This is a genomic window from Streptomyces synnematoformans, assembly GCF_039531005.1.
Taxonomy (GTDB): domain Bacteria; phylum Actinomycetota; class Actinomycetes; order Streptomycetales; family Streptomycetaceae; genus Streptomyces; species Streptomyces synnematoformans.
In genome coordinates this window covers 1-16,258 of record NZ_BAAAPF010000154.1, presented here as the reverse complement: position 1 = coordinate 16,258, position 16,258 = coordinate 1, and the positions used below count along the sequence as shown (strand labels likewise).

Annotated in this window: 12 protein-coding genes; 5 read left to right on the top strand and 7 right to left on the bottom strand. The window is 73.6% G+C overall.

Annotated features, from left to right (window positions below; translation table 11 throughout):
- On the bottom strand, nt 1–2,302 hold a 2,302-nt coding region (locus tag ABD317_RS21525; protein WP_344291573.1), incomplete at its 3' end, for a glycosyltransferase.
- A 261-nt stretch (nt 2,303–2,563) separates the two neighbouring features.
- The gene (locus ABD317_RS21520) at nt 2,564–2,827 is read right to left on the bottom strand and encodes a WhiB family transcriptional regulator (RefSeq protein WP_027756452.1); all 264 of its coding nucleotides are present in this window, start codon (nt 2,825–2,827) and stop codon (nt 2,564–2,566) included.
- 640 nt (nt 2,828–3,467) lie between these two features.
- Between ABD317_RS21520 and ABD317_RS21515 the strand changes: the two genes are divergently transcribed.
- Genes ABD317_RS21515 through ABD317_RS21505 form a run of 3 tightly spaced genes read left to right on the top strand, consistent with a single transcriptional unit; the run spans nt 3,468 to nt 6,412 of the window.
- Entirely contained in the window at nt 3,468–3,995 is a 528-nt protein-coding gene (locus ABD317_RS21515; protein ID WP_344291571.1) for a cysteine dioxygenase, read from the top strand.
- 24 nt (nt 3,996–4,019) lie between these two features.
- Entirely contained in the window at nt 4,020–4,976 is a 957-nt protein-coding gene (cofD, locus tag ABD317_RS21510) for a 2-phospho-L-lactate transferase (protein WP_027756450.1), read from the top strand.
- Nucleotides 4,973–6,412 (top strand): coenzyme F420-0:L-glutamate ligase, encoded by a 1,440-nt coding sequence (locus tag ABD317_RS21505; RefSeq protein WP_344291570.1) that lies wholly within the window; start codon nt 4,973–4,975, stop codon nt 6,410–6,412. Before cofD ends, ABD317_RS21505 begins: the two co-directional genes overlap by 4 nt.
- A gap of 83 nt (nt 6,413–6,495) precedes the next feature.
- Here the strand turns inward: ABD317_RS21505 and ABD317_RS21500 are convergent, their stop codons facing one another.
- Nucleotides 6,496–7,659, bottom strand: a complete 1,164-nt coding sequence (locus ABD317_RS21500; RefSeq protein WP_344291574.1) for an LCP family protein — start codon at nt 7,657–7,659, stop codon at nt 6,496–6,498.
- A gap of 197 nt (nt 7,660–7,856) precedes the next feature.
- Here ABD317_RS21500 and ABD317_RS21495 point away from each other — a divergent pair, with 197 nt between their 5' ends.
- Complete coding sequence (locus tag ABD317_RS21495; protein WP_027756447.1) at nt 7,857–8,384, top strand: hotdog domain-containing protein; 528 nt, start codon at nt 7,857–7,859, stop codon at nt 8,382–8,384.
- A gap of 187 nt (nt 8,385–8,571) precedes the next feature.
- On the opposite strand, the gene ABD317_RS21490 is transcribed toward ABD317_RS21495, so the two are convergent.
- Nucleotides 8,572–9,993: an LCP family protein gene (locus tag ABD317_RS21490; RefSeq protein WP_425582405.1), complete on the bottom strand. Its 1,422-nt coding sequence runs from the start codon at nt 9,991–9,993 to the stop codon at nt 8,572–8,574.
- Between the two features lie 202 nt (nt 9,994–10,195).
- Between ABD317_RS21490 and ABD317_RS21485 the strand changes: the two genes are divergently transcribed.
- Nucleotides 10,196–11,230 carry a glycosyltransferase family 2 protein gene (locus ABD317_RS21485; RefSeq protein ID WP_344291568.1) on the top strand — a complete coding sequence of 345 codons (1,035 nt, stop codon included), beginning with the start codon at nt 10,196–10,198 and terminating at the stop codon, nt 11,228–11,230.
- 43 nt (nt 11,231–11,273) lie between these two features.
- Here the strand turns inward: ABD317_RS21485 and ABD317_RS21480 are convergent, their stop codons facing one another.
- The 3 genes from ABD317_RS21480 to ABD317_RS21470 form a co-directional block, all read right to left on the bottom strand.
- Nucleotides 11,274–13,031, bottom strand: a complete 1,758-nt coding sequence (locus ABD317_RS21480) for an LCP family protein (protein ID WP_344291567.1) — start codon at nt 13,029–13,031, stop codon at nt 11,274–11,276.
- 51 nt (nt 13,032–13,082) lie between these two features.
- Nucleotides 13,083–14,954, bottom strand: a complete 1,872-nt coding sequence (locus tag ABD317_RS21475; protein ID WP_344291566.1) for an LCP family glycopolymer transferase — start codon at nt 14,952–14,954, stop codon at nt 13,083–13,085.
- A gap of 219 nt (nt 14,955–15,173) precedes the next feature.
- Nucleotides 15,174–16,258 (bottom strand): LCP family protein (locus ABD317_RS21470; protein ID WP_344291565.1); only part of this gene is annotated, 1,085 nt, incomplete at its 5' end.

Here is a 16,258-nt window from a genome sequence, read left to right as displayed (position 1 = left end):
GGCGGCCCCCGGCCAGCACCCGGACCGCCAGCGCCCGGCCGAAGCGCAGCAGGGCGGCCAGCGCGGCGAGCACGAGGGCGGCGAGCAGCGCGCCGCCGCCGGCGTTGGGGCCGCCGGGCGAGGCGAGCAGCAGGCCGAGCGGCGTCGCGTCGGTGGCGGCGGTCTCCAGCCCGGCCTCGGTGAAGAAGCGGGAGGGTGCGGTGAGCAGCTCCAGCGACCAGGGCGCGAGCAGCACCACGGGGGTCACCAGGACGGCCAGGTGGCGGACGGCCAGGCCGGCGGGGCGCTCGCCGCGCACGACGGTCCAGGCGAACAGCGCGGCGGTCAGGCAGCCGGCCAGCGGCCACACGACGGGCGTGAAGGCGGTGGTGACGGTCAGCAGCAGCGCGTACGCCCAGGCGCCGCGCCAGCTCGCCCGGCCGCGCAGCCCGCTCGCGGCCTCGGCGGCGCGGGCGAGGAGCGGCAGCAGCACCGCGAGCCCCGGGGTGCCGAAGCGGCCGTCGGCGAGCGCGACGGTGAAGCCGGGCAGGAAGGCGTACGCGACGCTGCCCCAGGCGCGCAGCAGCCGGGAGCCGACGAGCGGCCGGGAGGCGAAGTACGCGGTGAAGCCGGCCAGCGGCACCGAGCAGACGAGCAGCAGGGTCAGCGCGGCGTTGGTGCTGCCGAAGAGGACCGTGCCGAGGGCGGCGAGGAACGCCAGGTAGGGCGGCGCGTCCTGGGTGCCGCCGGTGCCGACGGGGTGCCAGGAGTCGGCGTACGACGACCAGAGGTCGCCGGCGCCGGCGGGGGCGGGCAGCAGCGCGCCGCCGATGAGGGAGCCGCCGCCGATCAACTCGCGGCAGGCGATGAGCGAGACGAGCAGCAGGACGCCGAAGAGCACCGGTCCCGGCTTGCGCGCCACCCGCTTCAGCCGGGCGAACTGCTCGACTTCGAGGAAGTCGGCGTCCTCGTCGCCGGGGCCGGTCTCGACGGCGCTGCCGTGCCGGCCGCCGCCGGACAGCTCGGGTTCTGAGCGGCCGCTGAAGTTGTTGAGCACCTGCTCGACGGTGGCGCGTACGGTCGCGCCGCGGCCGGGGAAGAGGGGTTTGAGGTCGCGGGGCGGGACCGCTGCCTTTCCGGAGAGGTTGCCGCGCCGGCGGCGGGCGGCGGCGACGCGGTGCGGGCGCAGCAGCACGGCGCCGAGGCCGGCGACCTCGTCGAGGGCCTGGCGCGGGACCTTGCCGACGAGGTAGGCCAGCGTGCGCAGCAGGGTGCCGAGGACGAGCCGGAAGGCGACGTACGGCAGGGCCGCCGTGCTGCAGTTGACGAGGAGTGTGTAGGCGGCGCCGGCCTTGTCGACGCGGTGCGGGCTCGCGCCCTTCGCGGTCTGCCCGGACCTGCCGATGCAGTCGATGGAGCGCCGCTCGCGGGCGGCGGCCTCGGCGTGGCGCATGACGGCGTCGGGCTGGACGACGACGCGGTGGCCGGCCTTGTGGGCGCGCCAGCACAGGTCGACGTCGTCGCGCATGAGGGGCAGCCGGGCGTCGAAGCCGCCGAGTTGCTCGAAGACGTCACGGCGGACGAGCATGCCGGCGGTGGAGACGGACAGCACGTCGCGGCTGCCGTCGTGCTGGCCCTGGTCCTGCTCGCGGCGGTCGATGCCGGTCCAGCGGCGGCCGCTGTGGGCGATGGAGACGCCGGCCTCCAGCAGCTGCCTGCGGTCGTACCAGCCGCGCAGCTTGGGGCCGATGATGGCGGCGGAGGGCATGTCGTCGGCGAGGCGGAGCATGGCGGCGAGCGCGTCGGGCTCGGCGGCGCAGTCGTCGTGCAGCAGCCACAGCCACTGCACGGGCTCGCCGTGCGGGAACTCCGGCATGTCGTACGCGTCGTCGCGCCAGCTGCGGCTGACGGGGTCCCAGCCGCTGGGGCGGCGCAGGTACGGCAGTTGGTCGGTGGTGGGCACGCCCGCGGTGCGCGCGGCCTCGGCGGCCGCGGTGCCGAAGCCGGTGCGGCGGGCGAGGTGGAGCACGCGCTCGGCGCCGAGGGCTTCGGTGAGGATGCGGGCGGAGCCGTCGGCGCTGCCGGTGTCGGCGGCGATGACGTTCTGCACGGGGCGCTCCTGCGCCGTGAGCGCGGCCAGCGCGTCGGGCAGCCACCGCTCGCCGTCGTGCGAGACGAGCACGGCGGTGACGACGTGCCGCGGGTAGGCGGGGGCACCGCCGGGGCCAGCGGCGCCCTCGGAGGCGGCCCCGGGCCGGGCTGCTGCGTCGGCTGCGGCGGCCGGGTGGCCGGCCGCGTAGTCAGCGTGGCTGTGCTCGGACATCGAGGTGCGGGCCCCTGGCGGGGTCCGGGTCACCTCCCGGGAATGTGGCGGCTGTCAGGACGGCCCCCACACTAGAGGGTCCCTCTGTCAGGCGGCGACGTGCGGGACGCTCCGCAGGCCGCCGCGGGGTTCCGCCGAGGCCGGGTACGCGGTGGCGTACGCCTGCGGGCGCCCGGCGCACGCTCCGCGCGCACGCGCCGTCTTCTGCCGCGGCTTCTGCTGCGGCCTGTTCCGCGGCTTGCTCTGCGGCCTGTTCCGCCGCTACAGCGCCGCCTTCTTCAGCCGCCGCCGCTCGCGCTCGGACAGGCCGCCCCAGATGCCGAAGCGCTCGTCGTTGGCGAGGGCGTACTCCAGGCACTCGGACCGGACTTCACAGGCGAGGCAGACCTTCTTGGCCTCACGTGTGGATCCGCCCTTCTCCGGGAAGAAGGACTCGGGATCGGTCTGGGCGCACAAGGCGCGCTCCTGCCACCCGAGCTCCTCGTCCGCCTCCTCGACCAGCGCCTGCTGGAACAGCTCGGTCATGTGCGCGCCCCTCGTCTTTGCTTCCCCGTGATGTTGCCGTTACCGAATCGCCCGAACGACACGTGTGAAATTACAGGTACGCCGCTCTGGCACAGTCAAGCCGGGATCTGCTATTGGACCTCTTATTCACCCTGCGGCACCAAGCCCTCGTAAAAAGTGTGCATATCGGCCAAGACCATGACAGTGCGATAGACCGCGATCCCGGCAGGCACCCTCACCCAGGGAGACGATCGGGGCTACGGCGCCGTTGCGGCCCGCCCGGCAAAGCGAAGAAGATCACAGTCGCGTCACGGATGCACAACGGCACCCCGGCCCCGATGCCCGCCCTGCGGTTGGTCGCCGTCCTCTCCGTACAACGCGGTGAATAAACCTTTCGCCACGCCCGGGTACCGGAAGGTGTGAATCCTGGCGGGCAACCCGGGCATCCGGTTGACAACCGCCGTCCGGATCGGCTCTGCTGATGCGCATGTCGGGCCCGTGGCCGTCCTGGCCGAGCGAGGAGTGTCCGAGCTGTTGTAGCCGCTGAGGCTCCAGCTCCGCCCTCCGCTGCCTGCCGCCCGCCGCGGCCCGCGCGGTCCCGTGACCGCCCCCTCTCCCCGCGCTCCTCGCGCACCACACACGCCAAGGACCCCCGAGCCCGATGCTCAGCGACATCCAGATCGGCGGCGACCCGCTCGCCTTCCCGCACCTGTTCCCGCCCGCGCCCGCCCACCCCGTCACCGTCGCCGACTTCGCCGGCCTCGCCCGCGCGCTGGCCGCCGACCGGGACGCCTGGGCGCCGCTCGTCGACTACGACCCCGTCACCCGCTGGTACCACCGGCTGCGCACCGGCCCCGGCTACGAGGTGTGGCTGCTCAGCTGGCTGCCCGGACAGGGCAGCGGGGCGCACGGCCACGGCCCGTCCTCCGGCGTACTCACCGTGCTGGCAGGGGAGTTGACCGAGCGCACGGACCACGCCCCGCGCATCCTCGCGCCGGGCGCGCAGCACTTCTTCGCGCCGGGGTACGTCCACGAGGTCGTCAACGACGCGCTGACCCCGGCCGTCAGCCTGCACGTCTACTTCCCCGCCCTCACCGAGATGCCGATGCACGAGGACCACGCCGGCGCCGCCCGCTGCACCGCCGCCGGCGGCGCCGGCCGCGCAGCCGGTCGGCCGGCCCGCCGCTGAACCCGGCCTGCCAGACTGGGCGCCATGCGCATCGTTGTACTGGCCGGCGGGATCGGCGGCGCCCGGTTCCTCCGCGGCCTGAAGCAGGCAGAGCCGGACGCGGACATCACCGTCGTCGGCAACACCGCCGACGACATCCACCTGTTCGGCCTCAAGGTCTGCCCCGACCTCGACACCGTGATGTACACGCTCGGCGGCGGCATCCACGAGGCACAGGGCTGGGGCCGCGCCGACGAGACGTTCACCGTCAAGGAGGAGCTGGCGGCGTACGGCGTCGGGCCCGGCTGGTTCGGCCTCGGCGACCGCGACTTCGCCACGCACATCGTGCGCACCCAGATGCTCGGCGCCGGCTACCCCCTCAGCGCCGTCACCGAGGCGCTGTGCGACCGCTGGCGGCCGGGCGTACGGCTGGTCCCGATGACCGACGACCGGGTCGAGACGCACGTCGCCGTCGAGCTGGACGGCGAGCGCCGGGCCGTCCACTTCCAGGAGTACTGGGTGCGGCTGCGCGCCTCCGTGCCCGCGCTCGCCGTGGTGCCGGTCGGCGCCGAGCAGGCCAAGCCCGCGCCCGGCGTGCTGGAGGCCATCGCCGAGGCCGACGTGGTCCTCTTCCCGCCGTCCAACCCCGTCGTCAGCATCGGCGCGATCCTCGCCGTGCCCGGCATCCGCGAGGCCATCGCCGACGCCGACGTGCCCGTCGTGGGCCTGTCCCCCATCGTCGGCGGCGCCCCGGTGCGCGGCATGGCGGACAAGGTGCTGGCCGCGGTCGGCGTCGAGTCCACCGCCGAGGCGGTCGCGCTGCACTACGGCTCCGGGCTCATCGACGGCTGGCTGGTCGACGAGGTGGACGAGGCGGCGGTGCCGGCGGTGACGGACGCCGGGATCCGCTGCCGGGCGGTGCCGCTGATGATGCGGGACACGGACGCGACGGCGCGGATGGCCGCGGCGGCGCTGGAGCTGGCTCAGGAGGTACGGGCATGACGGCGGACACGGGCACGGGCACGGAGGCGGCGGCGGGCACGGACGCGGCCACGGAGGCGGGCCCGGCGGACCCGGGCACGGCGCCGGCCCCCGAGTTCCGCGTACGGGCCCTGCCCGGCATCCCCGAGGTGCGCCCCGGCGACGACCTCGCCAAGCTCGTCGCCGCCGCGGCCACGTCCGCAACCGGCCCCACCGGCCGCGCCGGGCCCGCGCTCGCCGACGGCGACATCCTGCTCGTCACCTCCAAGGTGGTCAGCAAGGCGGAGGGCCGGGTGCGGCACACCGCCGTGCCCGGCGACCGGGAGGCCGCCATCGACGAGGAGGCCGTACGCCTCGTCGCCCGCCGCGGCCCGCTGCGTATCGTCGAGACCCGGCACGGCCTGGTGATGGCCGCCGCCGGCGTGGACGCCTCCAACACCCCCGCCGGCACCGTCCTGCTGCTCCCCGAGGACCCCGACGCCTCCGCCCGCGCGCTGCGCGCCGGCCTGCGCGAGATCCTCGGCGTCAACGTCGGCGTCCTGGTCACCGACACCTTCGGCCGCCCCTGGCGCAACGGCGTCACCGACGTGGCCGTCGGCGCCGCCGGCGTCCGCGTGCTGGACGACCTGCGCGGCGCCCGGGACACGTACGGCAACGCCCTGGAGGGCACGGTCGTCGCCGCCGCGGACGAACTGGCCGCCGCCGGCGAGCTGGTCAAGGGCAAGGCCGCCGGGCTGCCGGTGGCGGTGCTCAGCGGGCTGCCGCAGCTCGTCGCCCCGGCCGGCGAGGAGGCCGGGCCGGGCGCGCGGGAGCTGGTGCGGGAGCCGGCCGAGGACATGTTCCGCCTCGGCACCTCGGAGGCGGTCCGCGAGGCCGTGACGCAGCGGCGCACCGTGCGCGAGTTCACCGGCGCGCCGGTGGACCCGGCGGCGGTGCGGCGGGCCGTGGCCGCCGCCGTGACGGCGCCGGCGCCGCACCACACGACGCCGTGGCGGTTCGTGCTGCTGGAGTCGCCGGCGGTGCGGACGGAGCTGGTGGACGCCATGCGCGAGGCGTGGATCCGGGACCTGCGGGAGCTGAGCCACTTCACGGAGGAGTCCGTCGCCAAGCGGATCCGCCGCGGCGACGTGCTGCGCAACGCCCCGTACCTGGTGGTGCCCTGCCTGGTCATGGACGGCTCGCACACCTACCCCGACGACCGGCGCAACGCCGCCGAGCGGGAGATGTTCGTCGTCGCCACCGGGGCCGGGGTGCAGAACTTCCTCGTCGCGCTGGCCGGCGAGGGGCTGGGCTCGGCGTGGGTGTCGTCCACGATGTTCTGCCGGGACGTGGTCCGCGAGGTGCTGGACCTGCCGGCGGACTGGGACCCGATGGGCGCGGTGGCCGTGGGCCACGCGGCGGCCCCGCCGCGGCAGCGCCCGCCGCGGGCGGCGGAGTCGTTCACGGTGGTGCGCTGAGCGCGCGGGCGCGCTCCGAGGCGTACGGGAACGGGACCCCGCCCGCCGCGCGGGCCGGGGTCCCGTACGGAGGGCCGCCGCGGTCAGTTCCCCGACACGGTGACCTTCTCGTCGTTCTTCAGCTGCTCGAACAGCTTCTTGGCCTTCGGCTCGTCCCACACCTGCACGGAGCCGAGCCGCGGGTCGTTGCCGCCGGAGACCACCGGCAGGTTCATCTGCTTGCCGTCGCCGCCCGAGACGCCCTTCATCGCCCAGAACATCTGCAGCACGTTGAACAGGCTCATGTCCTTGTCGACGATCAGCGAGTCCAGGCCGGCGCCCATGGTCGGGTAGAGCTTGAACGGGTTGAGGACCGTCGACATCTTCGCCGACTCGTCAGCCAGCTTGGACAGCAGCTTCTGCTGGTTCTTCGTCCGGTCCAGGTCGCCGCCCGGCAGCGCGTACCGGTTGCGGACGAAGGCCAGCGCCTCGGCGCCGTCAAGGTCCTGGCAGCCCTTCTCGAAGTCGGCGCCGGAGTTCTTGTCCTGGACCGCCTTGTCGAAGCACATCTCGACGCCGCCGAGTTCGTCGACGATGTTGGCGAAGCCGCCGAAGCCGATCTCCGCATAGTGGTCGATGTGCAGGCCGGTGTTGTACTCGACGGTGCGGACGAGGAGTTCGGGGCCTTCGATGGAGTAGGCGGCGTTGATCTTCTGGGTCTGCTCCGGGATGCGGTTGCCGGTCTCCGAGCCGGTGAAGGCCGGGATGGTGACCTTCCAGTCGCGCGGGAGGCTGACCATCGTGTTCCCGTTGTCGCCCTTGTGCAGGATCATCATCGAGTCGGTGCGCTTGCCCCCCACCGAGCCGGTGTGCAGCTCGTCCTGCCGCTCCTTGGACAGGCCCTCCCGGCTGTCGGAGCCGACGATGAGGAAGTTGGTGCCGTCCTGGTCGCCGGGCCGGTCCTCGACCTTGCTGAGATCCACCTCGCGGCGCAGCTTGGAGTCGGCCCAGAAGTACGTGGCGACGGGCACGACGATCACGATGACGAGCGCCACGACGAGGCCTATCTTGACCCGCTTGCGCCAGTCCGGGGGCGGCTTGCCGTAGCCGGGGCCGCCGCGGCCGTCGCCGCCGCCTCCGTACGGGTCGGAGGGCCCGCCGCCGCTGCGGTAGACCTGCCCCTCGTTGTAACCGTCGCCGTACGGACCGTGGTCGTCCTCGTAGCCCCGGGAGCGCTGCGGCGGCACCCCGCCGCCCACCACGGGCATGACGCGGTGGGGCTCCGGATCCGACGCGCGGCTGCCGCGCCCGTACCGGTCCCGGCTGTCTGCGGTCCACCCCTCGGGCCAGTCGCTCATGCCGGAAGTCTGCCCTGCCCGGCCGCGGGACCTGAAGGGGGGTTCTGAATCGGACCGGGGTTGTAGCGGTTCTGATGCAAAGCGGCAGGCCGCATACAGTGACACACATGAACGATCAGGCACCCCCGGCGGCGGGCGAGGCGAAGCCGACCTCGGCGTCCCGCACCACGTTGTCGCACATCATGACGGCGAACGACGCGAACCTGCTCGGCACCGTGCACGGCGGCGTGATCATGAAGCTGGTGGACGACGTGGCGGGGGCGGTCGCGGGACGGCACTCCGGGGGGCCGGCGGTGACGGCGTCGATGGACGAGATGGTGTTCCTGGAGCCGGTGCGGATCGGGGATCTGGTGCACGTCCTGGCGCAGGTCAACTGGACGGGGCGGACCTCGATGGAGGTCGGGGTGCGGGTGATGGCGGAGCGGTGGAACGAGTCGACGCCGGCGAAGCAGGTGGCCAGCGCGTACCTGGTGTTCGCGGCGGTCGACGACCTGGGCCGGCCGCGCCCGGTCCCGCAGGTCGTCCCGGAGACGGAGCGCGACGAGCGGCGCAGCCAGGAGGCCCGGATCCGGCGCACGCACCGGCTGGCCCGCCGCCGCGCGATCAAGGACCTGCGCGAGCGCGGAGACGGCTGACCCGGGAGTGCGGGCGGCTCACGCCGGGTGGACCGGCTCGCGCCAGGCCGGGGGCTCCCCGCGCGGCGGCGGCCGCCGTACCGGACCAGCGGTCGCAGCCGCCGGGGGCAGCATCCGGCCATCCGCGCAACCGCCGCCCGCGCCGGAGGCGCCCACGCGGCCGCACCCGCCGCCCCCGCGGGAGGCGCTACGTGCAGAGCACCTCGTCGCCCGTCACCGCCGACCAGACGTCCGCGCCGTCCAGGATCGGGTCCGCGGGCCGTACACGGCGGACCTTCTCGTGGTCCGCGCCCAGCGTGACCGTCAGCACCGCGCCGTGGTCCGGGACCGGGCGCAGCTTCGCGTGCGGCAGGGCGGCGGCCAGGGAGCGGGCGGAGCGGTCCCACTCCGGGTCGTACGTGAGGACCGTACGGTCCGTCGGCTCCGCGGTCGCGGGCGCGCCGGTCGTGGCGAAGCCGGTGCGGGCCAGCGACCGGTCCACGCGCCCGCCGAGGCCGTTCTCCGCCGTGCCGTTCTCCACCTGCACCCGGATCCGCTCCGGCGGCACCTCCACCGGTGTCGCCTTCCGCTGCCCGCCGGAGCCGGAGCCGGAGCCGGAGCCGCCGCGCCCGCGCCGCGGCTTGAGCGGCCGGTCCTCGCGCAGCCGGTCGAAGAGCCGCCGGGCCCGCTCCTCGTCCCACCTGACCGTCGCGCCGAGCCCCGGCACCTCGTAGTCCATGTCGGCCACCGGCACCGTCGCGAACTCCGACGACTCCGGCGAGAACCCGTGCAGCGCCTTGCCCAGCGCGAACACCGCGCCGGTGTCCAGCCCCGCGTCCGTGCGCACCGAGCCGAGGAGCGTCGCGCCGACCTCGCGGAAGCGCAGCGGGTTCAGCAGGCCGCTGCTGCCGGTGAGCTTGTCGATGACGGCGGCCAGGAAGCGCTGCTGGCGCTTCATCCGGCCCATGTCGGACGCGCCGTCCAGGTGCCGGGCGCGGACGTACGCCAGCGCCTCCCCGCCGTCGAGCCTGCTGGTGCCCGCGGGCAGGTCGAGCCCGGAGTACTTGTCCCGCAGCGGGCGCTGGGTGCACACCTGCACGCCCCCGACGACGTCCACGGTCTTCATGAACGCCCGGAAGTCGATCTCCACGTAGTGGTCGATGTGCACCCCGGACAGCTTCTCCACCGCGCGTACGGTCAGCGGCGGGCCGCCGTGCGTGTACGCCGCGTTGACCTTCGCCGGGTGCGCGGTGCGCCGTTCGCCGAGGGCGCGGTTGGTGTGCGGCGGCAGCTCGACGTAGCTGTCGCGGGGGATGCTGACCACGCTCGCCCGCTCGCGGTCCCGCGACAGGTGGACGAGCATCAGCGCGTCCGTGCAGTTGCACGGCTGGCCGCCGAGGCGGTGCTCGCGCCGCTCCGCGGCGCTGACGCTGTCGCGCCGGTCGATGCCGGCGACGAGGAAGTTGAGCCCGTGGCCCGCCCGGGGGCGGTCCTGGAGCCCGCCGAAGGCGTCGACCCGGTGGATGCCGGAGCTGAGGGAGCTGAGCATGAAGTACCCGGCCCCGCCGGTGGCCAGCAGCAGGAGGGACAGCGCGGTGGCGATCCGCAGGACCCAGCGCGGGCGCTGCACGGACGGGGCTGGCACGGTTGCGGGACCTCCGCGGGCTCGGTCGGGCGGGTCGGGGGTGCGGTGCGGCGGGTGCAGAGGCGGGGTACGGACCGACCACGGTAAGGACGTCGGCGCCGTCCTGCCCCGCACACGCCGTCCGTACGCTTAACGCCACCCTGCGGGCACGCCCCGATCCCCCGTTCGCGGTAACCTGAGCGGCGCTATGAACGACTCTGCGCCGCCGCCCCCCGCGGTCTCCGTGATCATGCCGGTGCTCGACGAGGAGCGGCACCTCCGCGAGGCGGTGCGGCACATCCTGGAGCAGGACTACGACGGCGAGCTGGAGGTCGTCATCGCCCTCGGCCCGTCCACGGACGGCACCGACGCGATCGCCGCCGAGCTGGTGCGCGAGACCGCGGACAGCCCCCGCCGCCGGGTGCACACGGTGCCGAACCCCACGGGCCGTACCCCCGCCGGGCTCAACGCGGCCATCAAGGCGTCCCGGCACCCGGTCGTGGTCCGCGTCGACGGCCACGGCATGCTCTCCCCCGGCTACCTCGCCACCGCCGTGCGGCTGCTGGACGAGACGGGCGCGCAGAACGTCGGCGGCATCATGCACGCCGAGGGCGAGACGAGCTGGGAGCAGGCCGTCGCCGCGGCGATGACCGCGCGTATCGGGGTGGGCAACGCCGCGTTCCACACCGGCGGCGAGGCGGGGCCCGCGGACACCGTGTACCTCGGCGTCTTCCGCCGGGAGGCGCTGGAGCGGCAGGGCGGCTACAACGAGGAGTTCGTCCGCGCGCAGGACTGGGAGCTGAACTTCCGTATCCGCTCGGCGGGCGGGGCGGTCTGGTTCTCGCCCGAGCTGCGGGTCTCGTACCGGCCGCGGCCGAACCTGCGGGCGCTGGCCAGGCAGTACAAGGACTACGGCCGCTGGCGCCGCGTCGTCGCCCGCTACCACAAGGGCTCGATCAACCCGCGCTACCTCGCGCCGCCCGCCGCCCTCGCGGGGATCGCGGCGGGGGTGCTGGTGACCCCGCTGACGCCGCTCGGTCTGGTCGTCCCGCTCGCGTACGCCGTGGGGATCGCGGCCGGCTCCGTGCCCGCGGGGCGCGGGCTGCCGGCGCGCGCGCGGCTGCAGATCCCGGTGGCGCTGGCCACGATGCACATGTCCTGGGGCTGGGGGTTCCTCACCAGCCCGCGGTCGCTGGCGCGGAAGGTGATCGCCAGCCGCCGCCCGGCGGTCCCGGCCCGCTGAGCGGCTCCCCCGGGGCCGCGGGCCGGGCCGCGGAGCCGCGGCGTCACCACGTGTAGGCGGGATTGACGTCCATGCACGCCTTCTTGTTGCTGCCCGCCAGCGGGTTGGCGCTCTCCGGGGCCTTCTCCGGCTCCCCCTTCCCGCCCTTCCCGCCGTCGTCGCCGCCCGCGGTCTCGGGGTAGGCGTCGCCCTCCCGCCAGTCAGCGCCGATGACCAGCGTGACCCGGTCGACGCCGACGGACTGCTTGACCGCCCGGTCGGGCAGCCCGATCGCCTTCGCCACCGCCAGGGCGTTCGCGTGCTGCTCCGGCGTCGCGTACGTGACCGTGGTGTCGGCCTGCGCCTTGGGGGTGGCGTCGGTGGCGGCCTGGGTGAAGCCCTCGCCGACGAGCACCTGGGCGATGGCGCCCGCCCGGCCGGTGACCGGGGCGTACGTCGCGGTGCCGGTGCCGTTCTGCACGACGACGGGGATGTCCGCCTTCGGCTCGGCCTCGGCGACGAGGTCCTCGGCCGGCTTCTTCTTCCCCGGCTTGTCCTTGCCGTCGAAGGCGACGTCGTTGCGGAGCATGGACCAGATCTGCGCCGCGTCCTGCTCGTTGGGTATGACGTGCGCGCTGTTCTGCGGGTCCTGCGCCCACGGCATGGTGGTCATGGTGATGCGTTCCGCGGGCACCCGCTTGATCTCGTTGGCGAGGTCGTACAGCTCCTTCACCGACCCCAGTTCCTCGTCGACGGTCAGCGCGTTGGTGGCCGCCACGGCCAGGGCGCGCAGCTTGCCGGGGTCGGTGAGCTTGGTGCCCTCCTTGAGCTGGCGGGCCATCGAGTTCATGTACTGGTGCTGGGCGTGGGTGCGGCCGATGTCGCTGCCGTCCTCGAAGCCGTGCCGGGTACGCAGCCACTGGAGCGCCTGCTCGCCCTTGACGGTGGTCTCGCCCTTCTCCAGCCGCAGGCCGGAGTCCGGGTCGTCGACGTTGTCCCGGACGCAGACGGGGACGCCGCCGACCGCGTCGGCCATGCTCACCACGCCGGCGAAGTCGATCATCATGAAGTGGTCGATGGAGACGCCGGTCAGGGTCTCCCAGGCGGCCACGGTGCAGCCCGGGCCGCCGTGCTGGAGGCTGGTGTTGATGGTCTCGGTGGTGGTCTCGGGGTAGACCTCGCCGTCGTCGGGGTCGGTGCACTCGGGGATCGTCACCCGGGTGTCGCGCGGGACGCTGACCACGGACATGTTGCTGCGGTCCGCCGAGACGTGGAGCAGCATCTGCACGTCGGCCAGCGGCTTGCGGCCGACGTCGTCGTGGGAGCCGCCGAGCCTGACGTTCTCCTCGGAGTTCCGGCTGTCGGACCCGAGGAGCAGGATGTCCAGGGGGGTCTGGCCGTCGGCGTTGGGCTGCTTCTCGTCGAGCTTGTTCTTGCCGAGGTTGAGCGGGTCCTTCTCCAGGTTGTTGTTCAGGTCGCGGTAGAAGAGGTAGCCGGCGGCGGCGGCGCCGAGTATGAGGAAGGCGACGATGCCGAAGAACCAGCGGGCGACGCGCAGCGCGCGGCCGGGCCTGCGCCGGGGCGGGCGTCCGTCGTCGTAGCCGTACGCGGCGCCTTCGGGGCCGTCGGAGCGGTGGCGGTCGTAGCCGTCGTGGCCGTCGTGGTAGCGGGGGTCGTGGTCGTCGGCGTGACGCGCGTAGCCGCGCTGCCGCGGCATGTCCGGCGGGCCCGCGTCTTCGTACAGTGTGTCGTCCCAGCCCAGCTCGCGGGCTCTGTCGGGACGGCCGTCCGCTCCGCTACCGCGGACACCGCTGCGGCGCATGGGGCCTCCTGGTCGATCGCGGACGTGCGGTGTCCAGTCCGCACGTACGCCTCACTTCGCACAGACGTTCTTGTCGTCGGCCTTGACGTTCTGCACCCCGTCGGGTGCCTTGTCCGGCGCCTCGACAGGCGTGCCCGGCTGGGTGAAGTCCTCGCCGAGTGTGAGCGTCATCGTCCCCTCGGCCCCTGCGTTGTCCCCCGTCTTCTTCATGGCCTTCTTCGGCAGCCCCATCAGGTCGGCGACCCTGGCGGCCTGACCGGCCTGGTCGGGGCCGTACTCAAGCCGGGTCTCGGCCAGGTTCTCCGGGGCGTTGCCCGCCTCGGCGGCGTAGCCCACTCCCTCGTCGAGAAGCCACCCGGCGGTGGCCGACGCCATGCCGGACTGCCCGCCGCCGTTGACGACCTCGACCCTCACCTCCCCGGGCTTCGCCTTCTTCACCGGCTTGTCCTTCTTGCCCTTCTTCTCCCCGTCGAACGGCTTGTCCGCCTTGAGGAGCTTGAACAGCGGCTTGGCCTTGGCCTCATTCATAAGGACCGTTGCGTCGTCGTCAGGGTTGTCCACCACCGGCAAAGTCGCGAAAGTAATCTCGTCCTGGGGCACCTTCTTGAGGTCGTTGGCCAGCTCCGTGAGCTTCTTCACGCTGCCGATGCCGGGGTCCACCGTCAGCGCCTTGGTGGCGGCGTTGGCCAGGTCGTACAGCTTCTTCGGGTTGGTGAGGGTGCCGCCGGACTTCATCTTGCGGATGAGCGAGCTGAGGAACTGCTGCTGCAGCTCGATCCGGCTCAGGTCGCTGCCGAAGCCGACGGAGTAGCGGGTGCGGACGAAGGCGAGCGCCTGCTCGCCCTCGATCGTGTGCCGGCCCGCGGGCAGGTTGAGGTGCGACTTGGGGTCGTCGATGTCCTTCTCCAGGCACACCTCGACGCCGCCGACCGCGGACGACAGGTCCTTGACGGCGTTGAAGTCCGCGAGGATGAAGTGGTTGACGTCGAGCTTGGTCATCTTCTCGACGGTCTTCCAGGTGCAGCCCGGGTCCCGGCCGTACTGCCCGAGGCTCTCGTTGAACTTCGTCCCGTACGTGCCGGGGATCGTCTTCCAGCTGCCGTCCTCCTGCTTGGTCTTGCAGTCGGGGATGTCGGTGATCATGTCGCGCGGGATGCTCAGCACCGTGGCGTTGCTGCGGTCCTCGGAGACGTGGAACAGCAGGGTGGTGTCGGCGTGGCCGGGGCTGTTCGTGTCGCCGTAGCTGGTGTTCCCCTCGCCGGTGCGCTTGTCCGTGCCCATCACGAGTATGTTGACGGGGCCGTCGATGACCGCCGCGTGGTCCTCGCCGGCGACCTCGATCTTGTCCAGGTTGCCGTTGAGCTTGCGGTAGATGAGGAACGCGGCGGTGCCGACGGCGAAGAGCACCACCGCCAGGCCGCCGGCGGTCCAGATCAGCGCCTTCTTCTTGCGGCTCTTGGGCGGCTTGGCACGGCGGCGGCTGCGCGGGCCGTCGGGGCCGGAGCCCGGCCCCTTGCCGGAGCCGCCGGCACCGCCCGAGCCACCCGAGCCGCCCGACGCGCCGCGGCGGCGCTGGGACGGCAGGCGGGGCTCCTGGGGGTGCCCGGTCTCCCCGGGCTGCGCGTCCCCGGGGTGCATGTCCCCGGGCTGCGGGCCGGGAGGCTGCCGGCCGGGCTGGGGGGACGCGTGCGGCGGCCGGCCGTGCTGCTGCGGGACGTACTGCTGCGGCGTCTGCTGCCGGGGCCCGTATCCCTGCGGGGCGTGACCGTGCGTACCCTGTACGTGTCGGCCGTGGGGCGGCGGGCCCTGGCTCCCCGGGATCTGCGGGTCGAGACGCAGCTCGTAGCTGCCGGTCTCGGGATTGAACACCCACTGATCGGCGGGGTCGACCTCGCCGGCGTGTCCACGGCCTCGCCCATCCACGGTCGCTCGGGTCCTCACATCGGTTGGTCAGCGCCTCCCCCGCGGGCGCCCGGTCTTCCTACGCATGCTCGACGGCCGCCTGTCAGGCGGCCGGTCGGCTCACACTAGCCGCCCCGTTCAACGGCTGGCGACGCCCGTGACAAATTCCACGCACTCGTAACAGGACATCCCGCGCATCCACTCCAAACACCGTGCCCCGCTTGTGCGCGTTGATCCGCACTATCGGCAGATGTCATCCTCGGGGGTCGTCCCCTTGAAAACGGGCGGGGCGCCGGATTCCCGTTTCCGCTCGGCCTTCTCGCCCCTGGCGACGAAACGCACGACGCTGTCGGTGCGCAGCGCCTCGAACAGCCTGCCCGCCGCGGGCTGCACCAGCTCGTCGCGGTTGGCGTCGTGGCGGTACGGCCGGCGCGGCACGGTCAGGAAGTGCACGCGCTCGCTGGGCACCGACCGCACGACGCGTACCAGGTCGTACAGCTCGGCGAGCGACGACAACTCCTCGTTGGCGGTGAGCGCGGACGTCACCGCGTCCAGCAGCGGGGCCAGGCGCAGCGGGTTGAACAGGACGCCGTTGCTCTGCACCTTGTTGACGAGCGAGGCCATGAACTCCTGCTGGCGGACCATGCGCTGGGTGTCGCTGCCGCCGTCGAGGGACTTGCGCGCCCGTACGTAGCCGAGCGCCTGCTCCCCGTCGAGCACCTGGCGCCCCGCGGGCAGCCGCAGTTTGGCCGACTTGTCGCGCATCGGCTCGGGCAGGCACACCTCCACGCCGTCGACGGCGTCCACGACCTTCTTGAAGCCCTGGAAGTCGACGATGACATGGTGGTCGACGCGCGCCCCCACGAGCTTCTCCACCACCCGGATCGTGCAGGCGGCGCCGCCGAAGGCGAAGCTGAAGTTGAACTGGTTGACCTGCTTGCCGCTCGTCCCGCCGCCGGGGCGGCGGCAGTCGGGGATGCGGACCATGAGGTCGCGCGGGATGCTCAGCGCGGTGACGCTGTCCCGGTCGCCGGCGAGGTGCAGGAGCACGGCGGTGTCGGAGCGTTCGACGCCGGTGTCGCGGCCGTAGCGGTCGGTGCCGGCGCGCGAGTCGGAGCCGATGAGCAGGATGTTCGTGGCCCCGCTGGCGGCGGGCTCGGGGCGCTCCTCCTCGTAGCGCTGCAGCTCGCGGGCGGTGGCGGAGTCGACGGTGATGTTGCTGTCGAAGCGCTGGTAGAAGTACCAGCCGACGCCGACGAGGGCGAGGACGACCAGCACGTCGCCGGCGCCGACGCGGCGGGCGACGACGCGCCGGCGGCTGCGCG

Bases quoted from the DNA above. Each gene is read 5' to 3' on its own strand.
- ABD317_RS21520 (WP_027756452.1), bottom strand. From the start codon at position 2,827: ATGACCGAGCTGTTCCAGCAGGCGCTGGTCGAGGAGGCGGACGAGGAG.
- ABD317_RS21515 (WP_344291571.1), top strand. From the start codon at position 3,468: ATGCTCAGCGACATCCAGATCGGCGGCGACCCGCTCGCCTTCCCGCAC.
- cofD (WP_027756450.1), top strand. From the start codon at position 4,020: ATGCGCATCGTTGTACTGGCCGGCGGGATCGGCGGCGCCCGGTTCCTC.
- ABD317_RS21495 (WP_027756447.1), top strand. From the start codon at position 7,857: ATGAACGATCAGGCACCCCCGGCGGCGGGCGAGGCGAAGCCGACCTCG.
- ABD317_RS21500 (WP_344291574.1), bottom strand. From the start codon at position 7,659: ATGCCCGTGGTGGGCGGCGGGGTGCCGCCGCAGCGCTCCCGGGGCTAC.
- ABD317_RS21480 (WP_344291567.1), bottom strand. From the start codon at position 13,031: ATGCGCCGCAGCGGTGTCCGCGGTAGCGGAGCGGACGGCCGTCCCGAC.
- ABD317_RS21485 (WP_344291568.1), top strand. From the start codon at position 10,196: ATGAACGACTCTGCGCCGCCGCCCCCCGCGGTCTCCGTGATCATGCCG.
- ABD317_RS21505 (WP_344291570.1), top strand. From the start codon at position 4,973: ATGACGGCGGACACGGGCACGGGCACGGAGGCGGCGGCGGGCACGGAC.